The organism is Staphylococcus sp. MZ3 (genome assembly GCF_018622755.1).
GTDB lineage: Bacteria > Bacillota > Bacilli > Staphylococcales > Staphylococcaceae > Staphylococcus > Staphylococcus aureus.
Genome location: NZ_CP076026.1, coordinates 15,553 through 34,448, shown reverse-complemented (window position 1 = coordinate 34,448; position 18,896 = coordinate 15,553). Strand labels below are relative to the sequence as shown.

At 35.1% G+C, this 18,896-nt stretch carries 14 protein-coding genes and 2 tRNA genes; 1 reads left to right on the top strand and 15 read right to left on the bottom strand.

All coding sequences use genetic code 11. The features are described 5' to 3' along the window. The first annotated feature begins 16 nt into the window (after positions 1–16). Positions 17–691: an IS6-like element IS257 family transposase gene (locus KI230_RS00135; protein WP_001106057.1), complete on the top strand. Its 675-nt coding sequence runs from the start codon at positions 17–19 to the stop codon at positions 689–691. A gap of 112 nt (positions 692–803) precedes the next feature. Here KI230_RS00135 and rlmH read toward each other — a convergent pair whose 3' ends face one another. The 15 genes from rlmH to metX form a co-directional block, all read right to left on the bottom strand. Further along, positions 804–1,283, bottom strand: a complete 480-nt coding sequence (gene rlmH, locus KI230_RS00130; protein ID WP_000704775.1) for a 23S rRNA (pseudouridine(1915)-N(3))-methyltransferase RlmH — start codon at positions 1,281–1,283, stop codon at positions 804–806. A 366-nt stretch (positions 1,284–1,649) separates the two neighbouring features. After that, the gene (gene adsA / locus KI230_RS00125) at positions 1,650–3,968 is read right to left on the bottom strand and encodes an LPXTG-anchored adenosine synthase AdsA (RefSeq protein WP_045177895.1); all 2,319 of its coding nucleotides are present in this window, start codon (positions 3,966–3,968) and stop codon (positions 1,650–1,652) included. Between the two features lie 226 nt (positions 3,969–4,194). Then, positions 4,195–4,995 (bottom strand): MBL fold metallo-hydrolase, encoded by an 801-nt coding sequence (locus tag KI230_RS00120; RefSeq protein WP_000088649.1) that lies wholly within the window; start codon positions 4,993–4,995, stop codon positions 4,195–4,197. Positions 4,996–5,390: 395 nt separating this feature from the next. Next, positions 5,391–6,179 (bottom strand): two-component system regulatory protein YycI, encoded by a 789-nt coding sequence (locus KI230_RS00115; protein WP_138277868.1) that lies wholly within the window; start codon positions 6,177–6,179, stop codon positions 5,391–5,393. Further along, on the bottom strand, positions 6,180–7,514 hold the full coding sequence (yycH, locus tag KI230_RS00110) for a two-component system activity regulator YycH (protein ID WP_001060140.1): 1,335 nt from the start codon (positions 7,512–7,514) through the stop codon (positions 6,180–6,182). It lies immediately after the preceding gene. Next, a complete protein-coding gene (walK, locus tag KI230_RS00105) occupies positions 7,507–9,333 on the bottom strand; it encodes a cell wall metabolism sensor histidine kinase WalK (protein ID WP_214958291.1) in 1,827 nt (608 codons plus the stop codon). Before walK ends, yycH begins: the two co-directional genes overlap by 8 nt. Positions 9,334–9,345: 12 nt before the next feature. Then, positions 9,346–10,047, bottom strand: a complete 702-nt coding sequence (gene yycF, locus KI230_RS00100) for a response regulator YycF (protein ID WP_000101976.1) — start codon at positions 10,045–10,047, stop codon at positions 9,346–9,348. Between the two features lie 612 nt (positions 10,048–10,659). Next, positions 10,660–10,732: transfer RNA gene (locus tag KI230_RS00095), tRNA-Asp, on the bottom strand. Between the two features lie 7 nt (positions 10,733–10,739). Continuing rightward, a tRNA-Glu gene (locus KI230_RS00090) sits at positions 10,740–10,814 on the bottom strand. Between the two features lie 428 nt (positions 10,815–11,242). Beyond that, positions 11,243–12,526 carry an adenylosuccinate synthase gene (locus KI230_RS00085; RefSeq protein ID WP_000095328.1) on the bottom strand — a complete coding sequence of 428 codons (1,284 nt, stop codon included), beginning with the start codon at positions 12,524–12,526 and terminating at the stop codon, positions 11,243–11,245. Positions 12,527–12,803: 277 nt separating this feature from the next. Beyond that, positions 12,804–14,204, bottom strand: a complete 1,401-nt coding sequence (dnaB, locus tag KI230_RS00080; RefSeq protein WP_000375644.1) for a replicative DNA helicase — start codon at positions 14,202–14,204, stop codon at positions 12,804–12,806. A gap of 31 nt (positions 14,205–14,235) precedes the next feature. Continuing rightward, the gene (gene rplI, locus KI230_RS00075) at positions 14,236–14,682 is read right to left on the bottom strand and encodes a 50S ribosomal protein L9 (protein ID WP_000864305.1); all 447 of its coding nucleotides are present in this window, start codon (positions 14,680–14,682) and stop codon (positions 14,236–14,238) included. Further along, complete coding sequence (gene gdpP, locus KI230_RS00070) at positions 14,679–16,646, bottom strand: cyclic-di-AMP phosphodiesterase GdpP (RefSeq protein WP_001081634.1); 1,968 nt, start codon at positions 16,644–16,646, stop codon at positions 14,679–14,681. The genes rplI and gdpP overlap by 4 nt, the downstream gene beginning before the upstream one ends. A gap of 14 nt (positions 16,647–16,660) precedes the next feature. Further along, positions 16,661–17,599, bottom strand: coding sequence for a YybS family protein (locus KI230_RS00065; protein ID WP_001834404.1), 939 nt, complete (start codon positions 17,597–17,599; stop codon positions 16,661–16,663). Positions 17,600–17,891: 292 nt separating this feature from the next. Further along, on the bottom strand, positions 17,892–18,860 hold the full coding sequence (gene metX, locus KI230_RS00060; protein ID WP_000186498.1) for a homoserine O-acetyltransferase MetX: 969 nt from the start codon (positions 18,858–18,860) through the stop codon (positions 17,892–17,894). Positions 18,861–18,896: the final 36 nt, after the last annotated feature.

The window sequence follows — 18,896 nt, the reverse complement described above, 5'->3', positions numbered from 1 at the left end:
AAAAGGAGTCTTCTGTATGAACTATTTCAGATATAAACAATTTAACAAGGATGTTATCACTGTAGCCGTTGGCTACTATCTAAGATATACATTGAGTTATCGTGATATATCTGAAATATTAAGGGAACGTGGTGTAAACGTTCATCATTCAACGGTCTACCGTTGGGTTCAAGAATATGCCCCAATTTTGTATCAAATTTGGAAGAAAAAGCATAAAAAAGCTTATTACAAATGGCGTATTGATGAGACGTACATCAAAATAAAAGGAAAATGGAGCTATTTATATCGTGCCATTGATGCAGAGGGACATACATTAGATATTTGGTTGCGTAAGCAACGAGATAATCATTCAGCATATGCGTTTATCAAACGTCTCATTAAACAATTTGGTAAACCTCAAAAGGTAATTACAGATCAGGCACCTTCAACGAAGGTAGCAATGGCTAAAGTAATTAAAGCTTTTAAACTTAAACCTGACTGTCATTGTACATCGAAATATCTGAATAACCTCATTGAGCAAGATCACCGTCATATTAAAGTAAGAAAGACAAGGTATCAAAGTATCAATACAGCAAAGAATACTTTAAAAGGTATTGAATGTATTTACGCTCTATATAAAAAGAACCGCAGGTCTCTTCAGATCTACGGATTTTCGCCATGCCACGAAATTAGCATCATGCTAGCAAGTTAAGCGAACACTGACATGATAAATTAGTGGTTAGCTATATTTTTTACTTTGCAACAGAACCTTATTTTCCATTAATTCACCTCATATTATATTTTTTACAACCTATTTTTTAGTTTTATTTATGATACGCCTCTCCACGCATAATCTTAAACGCTCTATACACTTGCTCAATTAACACAACCCGCATCATTTGATGTGGGAATGTCATTTTGCTGAATGATAGTGCATAGTTACTGCGTTGTAAGACGTCCTTGTGCAGGCCGTTTGATCCGCCAATGACGAATACAAAGTCGCTTTGCCCTTGGGTCATGCGTTGGTTCAATTCTTGGGCCAATCCTTCGGAAGATAGCATCTTTCCTTGTATTTCTAATGTAATGACTGTTGATTGTGGTTTGATTTTGGCTAGTATTCGTTGGCCTTCTTTTTCTTTTACTTGCTCAATTTCTTTGTCGCTCATATTTTCTGGTGCTTTTTCGTCTGGAACTTCTATGATGTCTATCTTGGTGTATGGGCCTAAACGTTTTTCATATTCTGCTATGGCTTGTTTCCAATATTTCTCTTTTAGTTTCCCTACAGCTAAAATGGTGATTTTCATGTCGTTTGGTCCTCCAAATTGTTATCAACTTTCCAGTTATCCACAAGTTATTAACTTGTTCACACTGTTCCCTCTTATTATACCAATATTTTTTGCAGTTTTTGATATTTTTCTGACATTTATGCCCGATTTTTAGTGTATAACCTGTGTATTTGTGGATAACTCTGTGGGCATTGTGGGTATTTCTCTTTAAATTGTACACAATTCTGGATAACTATCCCCATTTCTGTGGATAAACACCTTGATGTCTTATTACTTATCCTCGTTTTTATATCCCATATTTATCAACGGTTATAGCTTTTTCCATAAAAAAACACTACCGTACCTCTTATTTAAGAAATACAGTAGTATTGTTTTCAATATATTTTAGCTAGCTTTTCTACGTCGTACAGTCGCGATTAAACCTATACCTGTTACTAATACAAACATCGCTGCTGGGCTTGAACTTTGATCAGTTCCAGTTTTTGGTAACTGTTTCTCATGTGCGCTACCTTTAGGCGCTGACATGCTAGCCAATTGTTTCCCACTCTTACTTGATACAGCAGTTCCTTCCAATGTGGAACCAACACCTTCTGCACCGCTACTAACAGTTCCTCTATGCGCTGGTAACAATACAACTTTACCTGGAGCTGTTTGTTTCGCTGGATCCATCATTTTGTCGTCACCAATTGGTTGTGCATCTTTACCAGACTCACTACCTTTGCTACCTTGTTGTCCTTTAGCTGGTTGTTCACTTACTGCTGGTTTACCTAATAACATACGTTGTGGTTCTGTCGTATCATACTTAGCTAAGTTAGCTGTTTTTAAATAACTTGCTAGTACTTGATCTAATGAAATACCTTCTTCTCTAGGGCCACCGAACATACTATATCCGTCGCCACCTGATGCTGTGAAGTCATTCATCGTTACGTGATATACACGTTTTAAATCAATATTTTCAAACTTACCTGTCTCTTTATTTAAAATTTGAATAGCATTAATTCGTTTGCCAGACGGTTTATTTATATCATAGTAAACACGGATTGAATCAGAGATATGTAGTAAACCGCCATTCGCTGTTAATACTGGCTTACCGTCTTTTTGTGTTGTTGGTGCACCTAAACTATGTTCGAAAGCCGTCCAGACGTCTGAACCTTTTACATCAATTTGCGCAATCGTATTTCCAAATGGTAATACTGAGATTAAATCATAGCGTGTCACCTTACCTTTTGCGATAGAGGCACGAATACCTCCACCATTTGTCACGGCAAAGTCAGTCTTTTTAGAGAAATTCTTAACGCCATACGCTTCCATAGCATCTGCAATCGCGTTTCCTAAATTTGTTTCACGCGTTCTAACGTCATCTCTTTCTCCTTTGAAATCAATCGTATTATTTGGAATAATAACCTCTGCTGTTTGTGCTCTAAATGTTTGATCAGCTTGATTAATTTGTTCAGCTAATGCTTTGTTCGGTGTTACATTTTCAACGTCTTTAACATTAATCAATGACGGTTTAATGTTCGATACCTCTCCATTGCGATAATTAAATGTAATCTTACCGATATTCGCAAGTGCTGTACCTGTTTGTGCCAATGCATCATTGTTATAAATTTGACCATTTTGAAGTACTGTATGTGAATGACCATCAATAACTGTAATACGTTTCTTCAATTGTGGATTTTGACTTAATTGTTTCACTAAGTAATCACCACGCCATGTTTCTTGTGTTGAAGGGTCAATTCCTAAATGTGATATAACAACAAATGTATCTACGTCTTTATAAATACGCATCATTTCCGCTGTCACACTTTGTAATGGATCTCTAAATTCAACACCTTTAATGCCTTCAGGTCTTGTTTTCGTCTTTGTTTCTGGTGTCGTTACGCCAATAATTCCATAACGAATACCATTTTTCGTTACAATTGTTGAAGGCTTAAACGCGCGTTTCCCATCTTTGTAAACGTTAGTACTTAGCATCGGGAAGTCTAACATACCCTCTAACTTTTTCAACTGATCGTATCCAAAGTCAAATTCGTGGTTACCGACTGCCATAGCATCATAACCTACTGCATTCATTGCTTTAGCCATTTCTTCACCTTTTGACTGGTTTGAAAGTGGTAAACCTTGGAAGGCGTCTCCTGCGTCTAACATTAAATCAGGCTTTTCTTGTTCTTTTACTGTTTTTAATTTAGCCATACCGATGACACGCCCTTTTTCTTCGGCTAGTCGGCCATGGATATCATTTGTATGTAATATTTTATGTGTCGTTGTTTGTGGTGCATTAGCAGCAAACATTCGTGGTGAAAGTGATGCTGTTTTAGCATTTGATAATTTGAATGTTGCTGTGTGAGTTGGTTTTTGTGTTGAGGCTTGTTGTGCATCTACATCGTGTCTTTCGTTTACTGTTGTTGAAACTGCTGTAGATGGTTTGTTAGATGGTGCGTTGGATGTTACTTTGTTGTTTGTATCATCAGCTGTTCCCTGTGCTGATGCTGATACGTTGGTTGCCGCTTCTTCACCAGATTGATGAGCTGCTTCCTTTGTTGGCGGTACTTGTTGCTTATCTGTTGTTGCTTTGTCTATCGTTGTTACTGCATGTGCTTTCATTGGTGTATGCTGCTCAGCCGCGTTCGAGACTTGCCATAATCCCATTGCACTAAAAAGCAAAACGAGCCATACACTTGTTTTAAGTAATAAAGCTTTCATTTCGTTCCCTCCATTAACTGTCATACACCAATATATTATCATAATCCTTATATTAAAATGATTGATTTTATGTAAATTATTTATAAATTACATTTAATATCGAATTATTTTACACATTTCAACTAGAACCTTAATCACAACAACAGCCATTTCCCACCAACAATATAAAAAAGCACCCGATAAAGTCGTCTCACAGCAGTGCGGAACTTTATAGGGTGACTCTCATTTATATTGTATATATTGGCGTTGGAATAGCTTTATCCGTATCACATAGCAATACTTCTTTTTCCGTATCAATATCGTGTTCGTTCAATACTTGGCCAACACTCATACGCGCCAAATCTTTCATGTTATTGTCTTGTGATAAATGCGATAGGTAAATACGTTTCGTGTTACCTGTAATCACATCTGTCATCGCATGACCCGCATCCTCATTAGATACATGACCCATATCGCCTAAAATACGTTGTTTCGTCTTCCATGGATAACGACACATTCTCAACATATCGACGTCATGATTACTCTCAAAAATAAACGCATCGCTGCCACGTATCATACCTTTCATACGATCAGACACGTAACCCGTATCCGTTAAAATCGTAAACTTCTTATAGTTATTATGGAAAATATAAAATTGCGGATCTATTGCATCATGTGACACGTTAAACGATTCAACATCGAAACCTGCAATAGATTTCGTTTCATAAGGATTAAAAATGAATTTCTGATCCATAGGGATGCGACTATCTTTCTTTTCAATTGCCTGCCAAGTCTTTTCATTCGCATAAATTGGCAATTGATATTTACGCGCCAAAACACCTAATCCTTTAATATGATCAATATGTTCATGGGTTACTAAAATACCATTTAAATCTTGAATATTACGGTCAATTTGACTAAACAATTCTTCCATTTTCTTGCCAGTCAAACCAACATCAACTAATAGACTACCTTTTTCATTTTCTACAAAAGTGGCGTTACCTGTACTACCACTTGCTAATACACTCATGCGTATCAAGCGGCTCATCCTTTCTCTTTAAACAGTCACTTTCTCTATATGACTGCAATATACATCAGTGCAAATATACGATTTTCCCTACAGAAACTATCAGTATATTAGCTGTTTTGTATACCTTTCCTATTATGTAACTTTAGTTCATCGACCGGTTTCTTATATTTAAATTTTGATAATCACGTGCAATGAATTTCTTAATTATTATAACAATGATTAGACAAATACTAAAGTTTTTAAAATAACAGTTACACTAATTTTACAATGCGGTTCTACTTAAAATATGAATAAATGCGCACGTTGGAGACGCAGAAATGTCGCCTGTCAGCCATAATAAACCGTACCAGCAAAAAGCTAGCACTGCTTCTCACATATGATGAGCTTGCAATGCTAGCTTATTACGATTCATATTAATGATTAATAATTTTAGGGTTATTATTTGTCGCTTCGACATAGTAAGTATTCGTTTTGTCCTTACCGTCATGCTTCACTTTAATTTCCCAGTTTGGTTGTAACAATTGAACATTCGTTTCATTAACGACTGAGTAGTAACCGAGTCTAGCATTAATGACTTCATCACCTTTTTTCAAGTAACGATTATAATATAATGCCTCGATTGCTTTTCTCACACCAATCACTTGATGCTTTTTATCAGCACCATCTGTGGGCTTAATGTCATCCATCATTGATTGTTTATAACTAGTCGCTTTGTTATCTTCTATATTAAAGTTCAACATCGCTTTACTATTATTCAAAATCGGGAAATTATCATACGTTTGTTCGTATTTTACAGAACCAGAACTAATTTCACTTAATTGATATTCTGAACCTTTGAACACACGTTTGTTAACATAATCTTTCAAATCTTTTAAGTTATTGTCACTGACCTTTACCGATTGACTAATGTTCGCATTTAATAATTTTCCACCATCTGATGTGGTCAAATCCGAATCGCCTTTAGCTTTAGAACTAAAGTCTTTTGATCGCCCTGTAATTTGCTCTAATTTTATACCTTTAACTGATTTATTCAATATACTAGACGATACTTTAATTTCTTCTTGCTGAAAATTAACTTCATTGTTACTCTCAACTTCATTAATGTGTGAGCGATTGACTTTATTAACATAAATCGATACTAACACGATGTTGACAAGAATAAACACGAAAATGAAAAGTGTCTTTGTCAGTTTCCAGTTCATTTATTCAAGCCTCCCATCGTTATAAACATACCATTCGCCATCATATTCTACATACCAACGCGGTACGAGTTCACTGTTAATCTGCACTTCAATGTGATTATGATCTGAGTTATCCTGCATTTCGTAACCGATAGCGATGTTTGTTACTTTTTCAAAATTAATATCACTATTGTTCGCTAAGCTTGAACGTACAGACTCTAATTTCGGCAACGTTTTATTATCCTCACTATTTAACACAACGTCGGTGCGCAATAACGAACGACGATAATCAAAGACGCCTTTTTCACCCCAAGTGACTTGAATTTGATTAGAGCCTTCTTTATTAAACGTTGGATAACCGTTAAGGAAACGTTGATATGTTAACTCGCCTGACTGATTATTCGTACTAAACAATCTGAAGTCTTCGTTTAAGAAACCACCATGACCATTAATAAAATCAAAGGTTCCTGGAATCGTTTCTTCCATTTTGCTGGAACTTGCTTCATCTTCGGACAAGTTTTTATAATGGTATTTTTCATTTTTATCGTTATAGTTTGCGACACCTGTATTATTGTTGTAGGTTGTAACACCACTCTTTGAACTACGAACGATGGTTGAATCGTCAAATAGTATAGCATTCATTTTCTCAACACTAATCGTGTTAAATACCATGCGATATGTTTTTAACTTTTCAGGTTTACTTGGTGCAAAAACATGCGTCGTACGATCAATTGTATCTTTGTTTGTGATGATATCTGTGTATGGTTGCATATCTTTTTTCACTGCTGCTAATGCATCTAAAAAATGATCATTTTTCGTTGTAGTTGTTAATTTTACGTAATCGTGGCGATCTTTGCTTATAGCATAAAGCACGATATTATCATCAGCATCATGATCTATGACCAAACGATTGAAATTGAAATGATTTGGTACTTTCGCATTCATGTTCAGTACTTGACCAAGATATGTTGATAACGGTAAATCATACGTAAAATCGAATAATGTAAAATCACTGCTCAAATCAGGAATCATCAAGTTATGATCACGACGAACATGTTCCACGGACTTCACTTCTTTATTTTTTAAAGGTTTCGTCAGCTTATTCACATTAGAAACCGTAGCGATCGTACCTTCTGGATGATCATTTTTCGAATGAATAATCTGAAATGGCGTAATAGTTGTATCCATTTTGGCTGTCATAGGTGTCGTTAAAGGTTTCGTTTCACTCTTCTTACTATCTGTATTGTCGACATTTGCAATATCAGGAGAAAAGTTCCATACCATATATGTCAATACGACACTCATCAAGACGAGTAGCGCTAAAATGACAGATTTAATATGCTCCTTATTATTCATCCCAATCACCGTCTTCAATGACTTCACATGGAAGTGTGATAAAGATAGATGTACCTTGACCTTCTACACTGTTTGCCCAAATACGACCATTATGCGCTTCCACAATCTCTTTCGAAATGGCTAGTCCTAATCCAGTACCACCCATTTTACGCGTACGTGCCTTATCTACACGATAGAATCGGTCGAATATCTTATCGACTTTATTGATAGGAATACCAATGCCATTATCTTTAATACGAATCGTCATTCGATTATAAAGTGGATTTTGTTTCACGTGGAACTCGACACGTTTATCGCCTCTAGAATATTTCATCGCATTTGTAATGACATTATCAAATACTTGCGTCATTTTATCAGGATCAAATTCTGTGAAAATCGTCTTTTTCGGAATATCTCGAATAAATGTTGTATCTTTCGCAGACATTTCATGTCGATTAATAATTTTATTAATGAACATGTTAAAGTCGATAATTTCTTTGTTGATTTGATCAGACTCATTATCCATTTTAGATAACTGTAGCAAGTCATTGACCAGTCGAATCATTCGTTCTGTTTCTTCACGGGTAACAGATAAAAATTGTGGCGCAAGTTCCTCATCTTTCCATGCACCTTCTTCAAGTGCTTCAATGTAACTATTCATAGAAGTTAAAGGTGTACGTAACTCATGTGATACATTGGCAACAAATTCACGACGTTCACGTTCAACTTGTTGTTGTTCAGTAACGTCATGTAACACAGCGATATAACCAGTTACAAATCCTGTTTCCTGCACAATCGTACTAAAGTTAACACGTGCGATTAGACCTTCTTCTTCATTTAAATCTAATAAGAAACTATCATTATTCTCTTGAATTTCTTCAAGTTTAAATTCATCTTCAAGACTTAATACACTTAACATGTAATATCCAATGATGTCTTCTTTCGCCATACCAAGCATCTTAAGTGCCATATCATTGACGATACGAATATGTCCACGGCGGTCTGTTGCAATAATACCATCACTCATATGGGTGATAACTGAGTCCAGTCTACGTTTCTCACTTTCAGTATTAGCCTGCGCTTCTTGTACACGTTTAGACAAGTTATTAAATGCTAAAGCTAATTCGCCAATTTCATCATTACCATAAATCTTCACACGTTGCGTATAGTTACCTCTGGACATTTCAACCGTCTGGTTACGCATATCGGTGATTGGTTTGGTAATCGTTCGCGCTATAAAGAATCCTAGGATGACTGTGATTAATAATGAAATAGCTGTACCAACAATGAATATTTGATTTATATTATTTAATTGGTTATAAACGTCATTAATTTTTGATTCGATATAAATATTACCAATTACCTTTTTATCGACTTTAACTGGGATATTATATACCCAGACACGGTCCTTACCACCGCCATAATCTTTTAAAATTAAATGATCGTTTGATTGTCCTAGTGATAGTGCTTTTTGGACAGAACTATCATTCACTTTTTGATTGATTAGACTACGGTTAGACTGCTTCGTCGTCGCAATAATAATTTGGTCTTTATCTATAAAACGAATTTCTCCAATTTCTTGACGGTTGGCATACTCACTTAATAAATTTTGAATATCTTTTTGTGCATTTACGGAGCCCTTTTCGTCATATACTTTTTCAATACTAATTTCTAATTGTTTCGCGTACTGCGTAATATTCTTCTTAAAATTATCAAGCAGCTCTTTTTCAAGGTTATTTGTAAAATACAGCCCGATAATTTGCATACCAATGATAATCAGTAATACATAAACAATTACAAGTTTAGTATGAAGGGATTGTAGTTGTTTTAGCCACTTCATTCGTTTCGACCTCTACTCATGTTGTTGGAGGAAATATCCAACGCCTCTACGCGTCACAATATATTCAGGGTGTGACGGATCATCTTCAATCTTTTCACGTAAACGACGAATCGTTACATCGACCGTACGTACATCGCCAAAGTAATCATAGCCCCATACTGTTTGTAATAAATGTTCACGTGTCATTACTTGTCCCATATGTTTTGATAAATAATGGAACAATTCAAATTCACGATGTGTTAATTCAATATCTTCGCCACGTTTTTTAATAGAATATGCGTCTGGATAAATCACAATATCTTTAATTGTGATTTCATTCGTTACATTTCCAGTGTCTTGTGCTGGTTGTGAGTAATGACGACGTAAGTTCGCTTTCACACGTGCGATTAATTCACGCGTACTAAACGGTTTCGTTACATAGTCATCTGCACCTAGTTCTAAACCAAGCACTTTATCAATTTCTGAATCTTTAGCAGTAAGCATTATAATTGGCATTTCGTATTTTTTGCGCACTTCACGACATACTTCCATACCATCACGACCAGGTAACATGATATCTAATAATACGATGTCTGGTTCTTCTTCATAAATTAAGTCGACTGCATCATTACCATCGTATGCACAGTACACATCGTATCCTTCTTTTTTTAAGTTAAATTCTAAAATATCAGCAATCGGTTTTTCATCATCAACTACAACAACTTTTCTAGCCATTTGCATAAACCTCTTTTCTTAAATCATTAATATTATTTTATCATTTTTTGTTCTTTATCGTTTATGTTTGTGTAAAAAATCACAGGATGTCGCTTACTATTTTTGTTATTGTGCGCATTTTCCGTCTTATAACGTATAGTAACCTATTATATAATTTACCATTTATAAGCTATTAATTCTATTTTCCAATATAAACTTATATATTAATATTTTTTATTAGTTTCTCACGGCGGATTGTGACAATGATATTTAACACAATGATGAGGTCTCTATTCCAATAATAAAATTAGGGTAATGGCAACTTCTAGTTGCACGTCATTGCTCAGAAAATAAATATCATTATTCGTTACTTTAACAATTGATGTTATGGAGGATTGGTGGCATATCACAACGAAGAAATATGTTGACAGTAGCATATGTTTGTACGTCTAATAAAGATTTTATTGTCTACGTTTATCTTTCATATCCAACCACTAAGTTACTTGAGGTTCATACATTATAAAGAAAATGGACGAACAGATAAATCAATATGATTATCATTCGTCCATATATCTTTTATTAATATAATATTAAACGCAAAAAAATGCCTATCCTCTTGGATAGGCATTTGTACGGTCTCGACGGGAATCGAACCCGCGATCTCCTGCGTGACAGGCAGGCGTGTTAACCGCTACACTACGAGACCTAAAAAATGGTGACTCCTACGGGACTCGAACCCGTGTTACCGCCGTGAAAGGGCGGTGTCTTAACCGCTTGACCAAGGAGCCGTTCTTAAGCACAAGATAGATTATAGCACAGCCAATCTTGCCATGACAAGATATTTTTTACATAATTTTGCTATTATTTTTTGAAGAATGTTATAAGTGAAAAATTGCATTTTATTGGCAGTCTATTTATTATAATAATTACGCTATTTTTGAAATTTTTCTATTTTAGGTACTTTCATTTACACTTACGTCTACTCTATTTTAATAGCTATTTTCGACATCAGACTTATTACATTCAAGTATTTCTTCTTAATTTCGTTAAATATCATCTAATCTTTTAAATTATGACTAGCAAATATCACCTTTACGTTAGTAATTTTTATCTAAATAATCGAATCGATACAGAAGCAAACAAAGCAAAAGCCTCCTACCAATAAAGATAGAAGGCTCATGTATTTATAATCATTGCGTATGACTTATATAAAGTTCTACCACAATTCTTTTAATAGGTTTGTTTGTTCTCTATCTGGACCAACTGAGAAGATAGAAATTTGTACATTACATAATTCTGAAATACGCTCTAAATATTTACGTGCATTTTCAGGTAATTCTTCTAAAGTACGCACACTTGTTACGTCTTCTGTCCAACCTGGTAACTCTTCAAAGATTGGTTTACAACGTTTTAATTGATCTAAGTTTGCTGGGTACTCAGTAATTTCTTTACCGTCTAATTCATAAGCTGTACAGATTTTCACTGTGTCTAGGCCTGTTAAAACATCGATTGAGTTAATAGATAAATCTGTAATACCACTTACACGACGAGAGTGACGTAATACAACTGAATCAAACCAACCTACACGACGTGGACGTCCTGTTGTTGTACCGTATTCACGACCAACCTCTCTAATATGATGTCCATCTTCATCGAATAATTCAGTAGGGAATGGACCATCACCAACACGTGATGTATAAGCTTTACATACACCAATTACCTTTGAAACGAATGTAGGACCTACACCTGTACCAACAGTAACGTTACCTGCAATTGGATTACTTGATGTAACGAATGGGTATGTACCATGGTCGATATCTAACATTACACCTTGCGCACCTTCGAAAAGTACCTTTTCATCTGCTACAAATGCATCGTCTAAGATTTTTGATGTGTCTGTTACAAATTCTTTTAAACGTTGACCTGCAGCATAGTATTCTTCAAAGATATCATCAAATGATGGACATGTTTCGTTAAACATACCTTTGAAATATGCTTGTTTATATTCAATGTTTGATTTTAATAATCTTTCGAATGTTTCTTTTTCAAGTAAATCTGCCATACGAATACCGATACGTTGAACTTTGTCTACATATGCTGGACCGATACCTTTTTTAGTTGTACCAATCTTATTGTCACCGCGTAAACGTTCTTCATATTCATCTTGTGCTAAGTGATATGGTAAAATCACTTGTGCACGATTAGATATACGTAAATTACTTGTAGGAATGCCACGTTCATTTAATCCGTCTAATTCTTTCAATAGTGCAACTGGATCAACAACGACACCGTTACCGATTACCGCTAATTTGTCTTTGTAAAAGATACCAGATGGTACTAAATGTAATTTATATGTTTCTCCGCCAAATTGAATGGTATGGCCTGCATTATTACCACCTGAAAAACGCGCGATAACATCTGACTGTTCTGCCAAGAAATCCGTTATTTTTCCTTTTCCTTCGTCTCCCCATTGTGTCCCAACTACTACGATTGATGACATGTGAGCACCTCCAAGTTTTTCTCATTTAACCATTTGATATTCTACCAATATCGAGACCATAATGCAAATAAAAATCGAACATTGATTTTCGACCTTTTTAAAAGAAAAATCATTTTAACAAATCGTCTTCAACGTCCTAAAAACCCTTTAACAGAGGCGTTGACAGTACTAATTTATCACTTTCAATACACAAACTTAACATATATCAACCCGTTCAGAATAAAATAAAAACCGTACAATTTTATCATCGTAATGATTATTGTACGGAAAAACTTTTTTACATCATATCTGCATGTGCATAATCGATATCGGTAAATTTATTATATTGTTTCATAAAGTGTAACTTAACTGTGCCTGTTGGACCGTTACGTTGCTTAGCAATGATAATTTCAATTTCACCGTTTTCATCATTCGTTTGTGGCTCGAAACCACCATCATCGTCATCATCTTCATCGCCACCACGGTTATAGTAATCATCACGGTATAAGAACGCAACGATATCAGCATCTTGCTCAATCGAACCAGATTCACGAATATCACTCATCATTGGACGTTTATCTTGTCGTTGTTCAACACCACGAGATAACTGACTTAATGCGATAACTGGACATTCTAATTCACGGGCTAATGCTTTTAATGTACGAGAGATTTCAGAAACTTCCTGTTGTCTGTTATCGGACGCACGTGAACCACTACCTTGAATCAACTGTAAGTAGTCAATCACAATCATGTCTAAGCCATGTTCTTGCTTTAATCGACGACATTTAGAACGTAAATCATTAATTCGAATACCCGGTGTATCATCAATAAAAATCTTCGTACGTGATAATTTACCTACCGCTATAGTAAAACGACTCCAATCTTCCTCAGTCATAGTACCCGTTCTTAAGCGGTTTGAGTCAACATTACCAGAACTACAAATCATACGTGTGGCTAACTGATCAGCACCCATCTCTAGTGAGAAAATACCAACTGTATACATATCTTCATGCGTTGCAACTTTTTGTGCAATATTAAGTGCGAACGCAGTCTTACCTACAGATGGACGCGCTGCAAGGATAATTAAATCATTTCGGTTGAACCCTGCTGTCATTTGGTCTAAATCTCGATACCCTGTAGGTATACCTGGTGTTTGACCACTATTTTGATCAAGCTCTTCAGCTGTTTCATACACTTGTCCTAAGACGTCTCGAATGTCTTTAAAGCCATCGCTTTCACGAGAAGATGACAGCTCTAAAATTCGACGTTCTGCATCACTTAAAATCGCATCTAGTTCAAGTTCATCATTATATCCATCATTGGCAATACTATCTGCAGTTTGAATCAATCTACGTTTTAATGCATGCTTAGAAACGATATCAGTATAATACTGAACATTTCGCGTCGTTGGTACATTTGTAGATAACTCTGCAAGATATTGCGGGCCACCCGCTTCATTCAACGTACCTTCACTTGATAACTGATCCATCAATGTTACTACATCAATTTCTTTGTTATCTTCATTTAAGTGCATCATTGCACGGAAAATATGTTGATGGGCACCCCTATAAAACGACTCAGGAAGCAACACTTCCTGAGTAGTATTAATCAATTCTGGATCAATAATAATTGAACCTAAGACAGACTGTTCAGCTTCATTGTTATGTGGCATTTGATTTTGCTCATACATTCTATCCATGAATGGTTACACCTCTTATTTCAATCCAACTTTATTGTTCAACTGTGTGTACGCGAATTGTACCTTCAACTTCTTTATCTAATTTAACAGGTACATTCGTATATCCTAGGGAATGAATTCCATTTGGTAAATCCATTTTACGTTTATCAATTTTAATATCATGTTGTGCTTTTAGTGCTTCGGCAATTTGTTTTGTACTTACTGATCCAAACAATTTACCACCTTCACCAGTTTTTGCTGATACTTCAACTTCAATGTTTGATAACGTTTCTTTTAATGCTTTAGCATCTTCAATTTCTTGTTGGCGTTCTTGTTTTGCACGTTTTTTCTGTAACTCTAATTGTTTAAGGTTACCTGGTGTCGCTTCTACAGCATAATTCTTTTTCAATAAGAAGTTATTTGCATAACCTACTGGTACTTCTTTAACTTCACCTTTTTTACCTTTACCTTTAACATCTTGTGTAAAAATTACTTTCATGCATCTTCACTCCTACTTAATTGTTCTGTAATTGCTTGTTGTAATTGTGCTATCGCCTCTTCGACTGTCACACCTTTAAGTTGTGTTGCCGCATTGGTTAAATGTCCACCGCCACCAAGTGCTTCCATTGTTAACTGGACATTTACTGAACCGAGTGAACGCGCAGATATACCAATCAGATTATCTTCACGTCTCGCAACAACATATGATGCTTCAATACCTTCTAAACTTAACAGTTCATCTGCTGCTTGTGCAACTGTTACTGGATGATAAATTTTATCGTCTGAACCATGCGCAATGGCTATGCCATTATCTTCAACTTTTACAGTTCGAATTAATTCAGATCGATTAATGTAAGTATCCACATCATCTTTTAAGAAATGTTGCGTTAAAATCGTATCTGCACCATGTGCACGTAAATAACTCGCTGCATCGAATGTTCTTGATCCTGTTCGTAATGTAAAGTTTCTTGTATCTACAATAATACCTGCATACATCACTGTTGATTCAAGACGTGTTAAACGTTGTTCTGTTGGTTGATATTCCAGTAACTCTGTTACCAATTCAGCTGTCGAACTTGCGTATGGTTCCATATATATCAACAATGGATTAGAGATGAAGCTTTCACCACGTCTATGATGATCGATAACAACTTTACGGTTTGCTTTATTTAAGACATTTTCATCTAAAACCAGTTCCGGTTTATGCGTATCAACAATCACTACGGTTGTCTTAGATGTCATCATATCCCAAGCATCATCTGATGTTATAAATCGTTCTCTTAACTCTGGCTTTTTATCAATTTCGTTCATCACGCGTCGTAATGTTGGATCAATGTCAGTCTCATTTAATACGATGTATGCTTCTAAATTATTCATCATTGCAAATCTAGACACACCGATTGCTGCACCAATTGCATCTAAGTCAGGACGTTTATGTCCCATGATAATGACTTTGTCACCCTCTGCAAGGATATCTTTTAACGCATGTGAGATCACACGTGCTCTTACACGAGTACGTTTCTCCATCGGGTCAGTCTTACCGCCATAGAAGCGCACATTACCATTAATACTTTTAATTGCAACTTGGTCGCCACCGCGTCCTAATGCTAAGTCTAGGCCTGATTGTGACAATTCACCTAAGTCGATTAAATTTTCAGTACCTTCACCAACACCGATACTTAATGTTAATTGGGCACGATAACCAACACTTTTTTCACGTAATTGACTTAAAATATCAAATTTAGATTCTTCTAAGTCAGCTAATATTTTTTGATTTAAATAGGCTACGAATTGATCGGAACTATACCTTTTAAAGAATATATTATACTCAGTTGCCCATCGACTAATGACACGCGTTACCATTGAGTTGATTTCCGAACGCTGCGTATCATTCATATTTTGAGTAATCTCATCGTAGTTATCTAAAAATAATGTCGCAATGATTGGTTTAGAATTTTCATATAGTTCATTTGTTTGTACTTGTTCAGTTATATCAAAGAAATAGAGGCAGTGATCATTCTCAGAATAACGTACTTGGAAATGATACTGATTATATTCTATTTCAACGGATTTCACTCTATCTAATTGCTTTAAAATGTTTGGAAATACTTCATTTACAGATTCAGAAATGACATTTGCTTCCATATGATCTGTCATAAATTGGTTAACCCATTCGATGTGATCATTTTCATCTAAAACAATGATACCAATTGGTAAATGTTTGATTGCTTTATTATTTGTTGTTGAAATTTGAGCACTCAAACCATCTACATAACTATCCATTTTCATTAAAGCTTGTCTGAATAAAATGATGCTAACAATAATCATCACGACAAGAACGATAGATGCAATTAATGCTATAAGACTATTAAAGATAAACCATACACCCATTAAAACAATTGCTGTGATGATCATGATGACAAATGGTATTAGTAAAGCTTTCTTAGTGGACTGCCGATTCATTATTCCACCTCTATTCACTTTTTAGAATTATTTTTCATGATTCGCTTCAAATTCAAACTTAAATCGATAACACCAAGTAGTCCTACAATATGTGTCGTAGGTGTCAGTATTGTACCGATAATCAATAGTAAAATCGTTACTGCATTCGGCAAACCTTTCGCTTTACCAAAGAAATGAATAACACTTAAACCTTGAATATACATTACTAATGATAACACAAGTTGGAAGTTTAAAAGAATGCTCTGGAACACACTCGGTTGACCTGTAAATAATAAACATATGATAACAATAATGTATATCCATAATAAAATACCGCTCATTTGCCACGCGAAAAGTGGCTTAAATACAGGTGTAGCGATTTTAAATTTTCGTAAAATCGGAAATGTAACGATTAAGTTAATTAAGACGATTAAAAATGTAATGATAATGATGAAACCTGGTAATTGAACGGTCGCTTGTCTAAACCCTTCTTCTAATATTTGGGTCATATTCGCATCGGCACCGCTCATCGTAATCGCTTCATGTAATGTTTGCTTGAAAGGTTTTACTATGCTCGCTGATGGTGGAATTCTTCCGAATGTTTGTAGTAACATAAAAGCGATTAATGAAATTAAGCTCATCGCTACTGTTGTTACGTATAATATTCTTTCTTTAGACGTTCTTTCTTTGAGCAATTGACCAATAATTAAACTTGCAATTAAGACTAATATGATGGCACTTAAAACGAAAGTATTACCTAAAACAGTTGTTATAATTACTGTAATAAGTGCACTAATCCCGAAAGATTGTATTGATTTATTCCATAAAACGATACCTGGTATGGTTGCAAATAATGCAAATATTAGTCCTAAACCAGGCACTAGATATAAAGCTAAAGCGACAAATACCAACGTAATCGTTGCAATTATTGTTGCTTTAGGTTGTATTTTTGAAAACACATAAGCCACTCCCATATTTTTAACTATAGCTATTATTTTAACCTCTTTAATGGAAATTAACAATTTATAGATTGTATGCTTCTATTTCATTTAATTGAACAATAACTTTCATGTTTTATAAGTAATTAACATACTCATTTGAATCGCTTTTGTGTGCTTTCATTTTCAACATGATTATTTAATCCCACTACACAGCAATCAAGCTTGATTTAGATTTACAATTCATTTCCACTCTCATGTACTCTAGATGTTTTTGAATATGATAACTGTGATTTAGTGGCTTCATTCTTTGAAAATATATACATTATTACTTGCGCTTAAAATGCTTTAAATTCAAGAAATGATATAAGTTAGGTGCCCAGGTACTAAAGTTTAGTAGGAATCCATCATGCCCAACATTATCAGGCACGAAGAAATGACGATGATATTTAAAACGTTCACCTAATGCACGAACTTGATCGTCCGGATATAGCAAATCATCTATGAACCCCATCGTTAACACTTTTGTTTCTAAATTTTTAAAAACATGCGTTACGTCTGTGCGGCCTCGGTCAATGTTGTGACTATCCAATACATCTAGCAGTGTCAGATAACAATTCAAATCAAAATGTTCTTTAAATTTATTACCTTGATGTTGTTGGTATGCGACTACTTCATCCGGCGTGAAACGTTCATCATAACTTTTTGATGATCGATATGTCAAAAAACCTAATTGGCGTGCAATACTTAGACCTTCCTTACCACCAAGATGAATGGCTTGCCTTGCAATTTCATTAAAAGCTCTACTATAAGATGATGTTCGGCTTGTTGCAGCAAGGATAATGGCTTTATCTACTTCAAACTGTTGATTGTAAAGTAGTTCCATTGCTTGCATTCCTCCAAGACTTCCCCCTATTAAAATATTAATCTTGTCATAACCAAGGGCTTGTATACCTCGTTCATTCGCTCTGACAATATCTCTTAATGTTAATTTTTTAGGAAAATGAGTGTCGTTTAAAGGTGAGCTTGAACCGAAAGGACTACCAATAACATCAAATGTTAAAAATTGATAATCGTGAATGGGTATATATCCCCCATCAATAATTTCTCGCCACCAACCCGGATAATCATCTGTTCCATATGTTAAATGATTACCAGTTAATGCATGACAAACTACAACTAATGGTTGTCCATGATAACCGACATGCTCATATCTCAAACGCAAGTTATCTATGACTTCCCCAGATTCTGTAATAAATTTCCCTAGATTTAAAGTATCTACTGTGTAATTTGTCATTGTTCTTTCCTCCTTAAACAAAAAACTTCTCACCCT

Bases quoted from the DNA above. Each gene is read 5' to 3' on its own strand.
- KI230_RS00135 (WP_001106057.1), top strand. From the start codon at position 17: ATGAACTATTTCAGATATAAACAATTTAACAAGGATGTTATCACTGTA.
- rlmH (WP_000704775.1), bottom strand. From the start codon at position 1,283: ATGAAAATCACCATTTTAGCTGTAGGGAAACTAAAAGAGAAATATTGG.
- adsA (WP_045177895.1), bottom strand. From the start codon at position 3,968: ATGAAAGCTTTATTACTTAAAACAAGTGTATGGCTCGTTTTGCTTTTT.
- KI230_RS00120 (WP_000088649.1), bottom strand. From the start codon at position 4,995: ATGAGCCGCTTGATACGCATGAGTGTATTAGCAAGTGGTAGTACAGGT.
- KI230_RS00115 (WP_138277868.1), bottom strand. From the start codon at position 6,179: ATGAACTGGAAACTGACAAAGACACTTTTCATTTTCGTGTTTATTCTT.
- yycH (WP_001060140.1), bottom strand. From the start codon at position 7,514: ATGAATAATAAGGAGCATATTAAATCTGTCATTTTAGCGCTACTCGTC.
- walK (WP_214958291.1), bottom strand. From the start codon at position 9,333: ATGAAGTGGCTAAAACAACTACAATCCCTTCATACTAAACTTGTAATT.
- yycF (WP_000101976.1), bottom strand. From the start codon at position 10,047: ATGGCTAGAAAAGTTGTTGTAGTTGATGATGAAAAACCGATTGCTGAT.
- KI230_RS00085 (WP_000095328.1), bottom strand. From the start codon at position 12,526: ATGTCATCAATCGTAGTAGTTGGGACACAATGGGGAGACGAAGGAAAA.
- dnaB (WP_000375644.1), bottom strand. From the start codon at position 14,204: ATGGATAGAATGTATGAGCAAAATCAAATGCCACATAACAATGAAGCT.
- rplI (WP_000864305.1), bottom strand. From the start codon at position 14,682: ATGAAAGTAATTTTTACACAAGATGTTAAAGGTAAAGGTAAAAAAGGT.
- gdpP (WP_001081634.1), bottom strand. From the start codon at position 16,646: ATGAATCGGCAGTCCACTAAGAAAGCTTTACTAATACCATTTGTCATC.
- KI230_RS00065 (WP_001834404.1), bottom strand. From the start codon at position 17,599: ATGGGAGTGGCTTATGTGTTTTCAAAAATACAACCTAAAGCAACAATA.
- metX (WP_000186498.1), bottom strand. From the start codon at position 18,860: ATGACAAATTACACAGTAGATACTTTAAATCTAGGGAAATTTATTACA.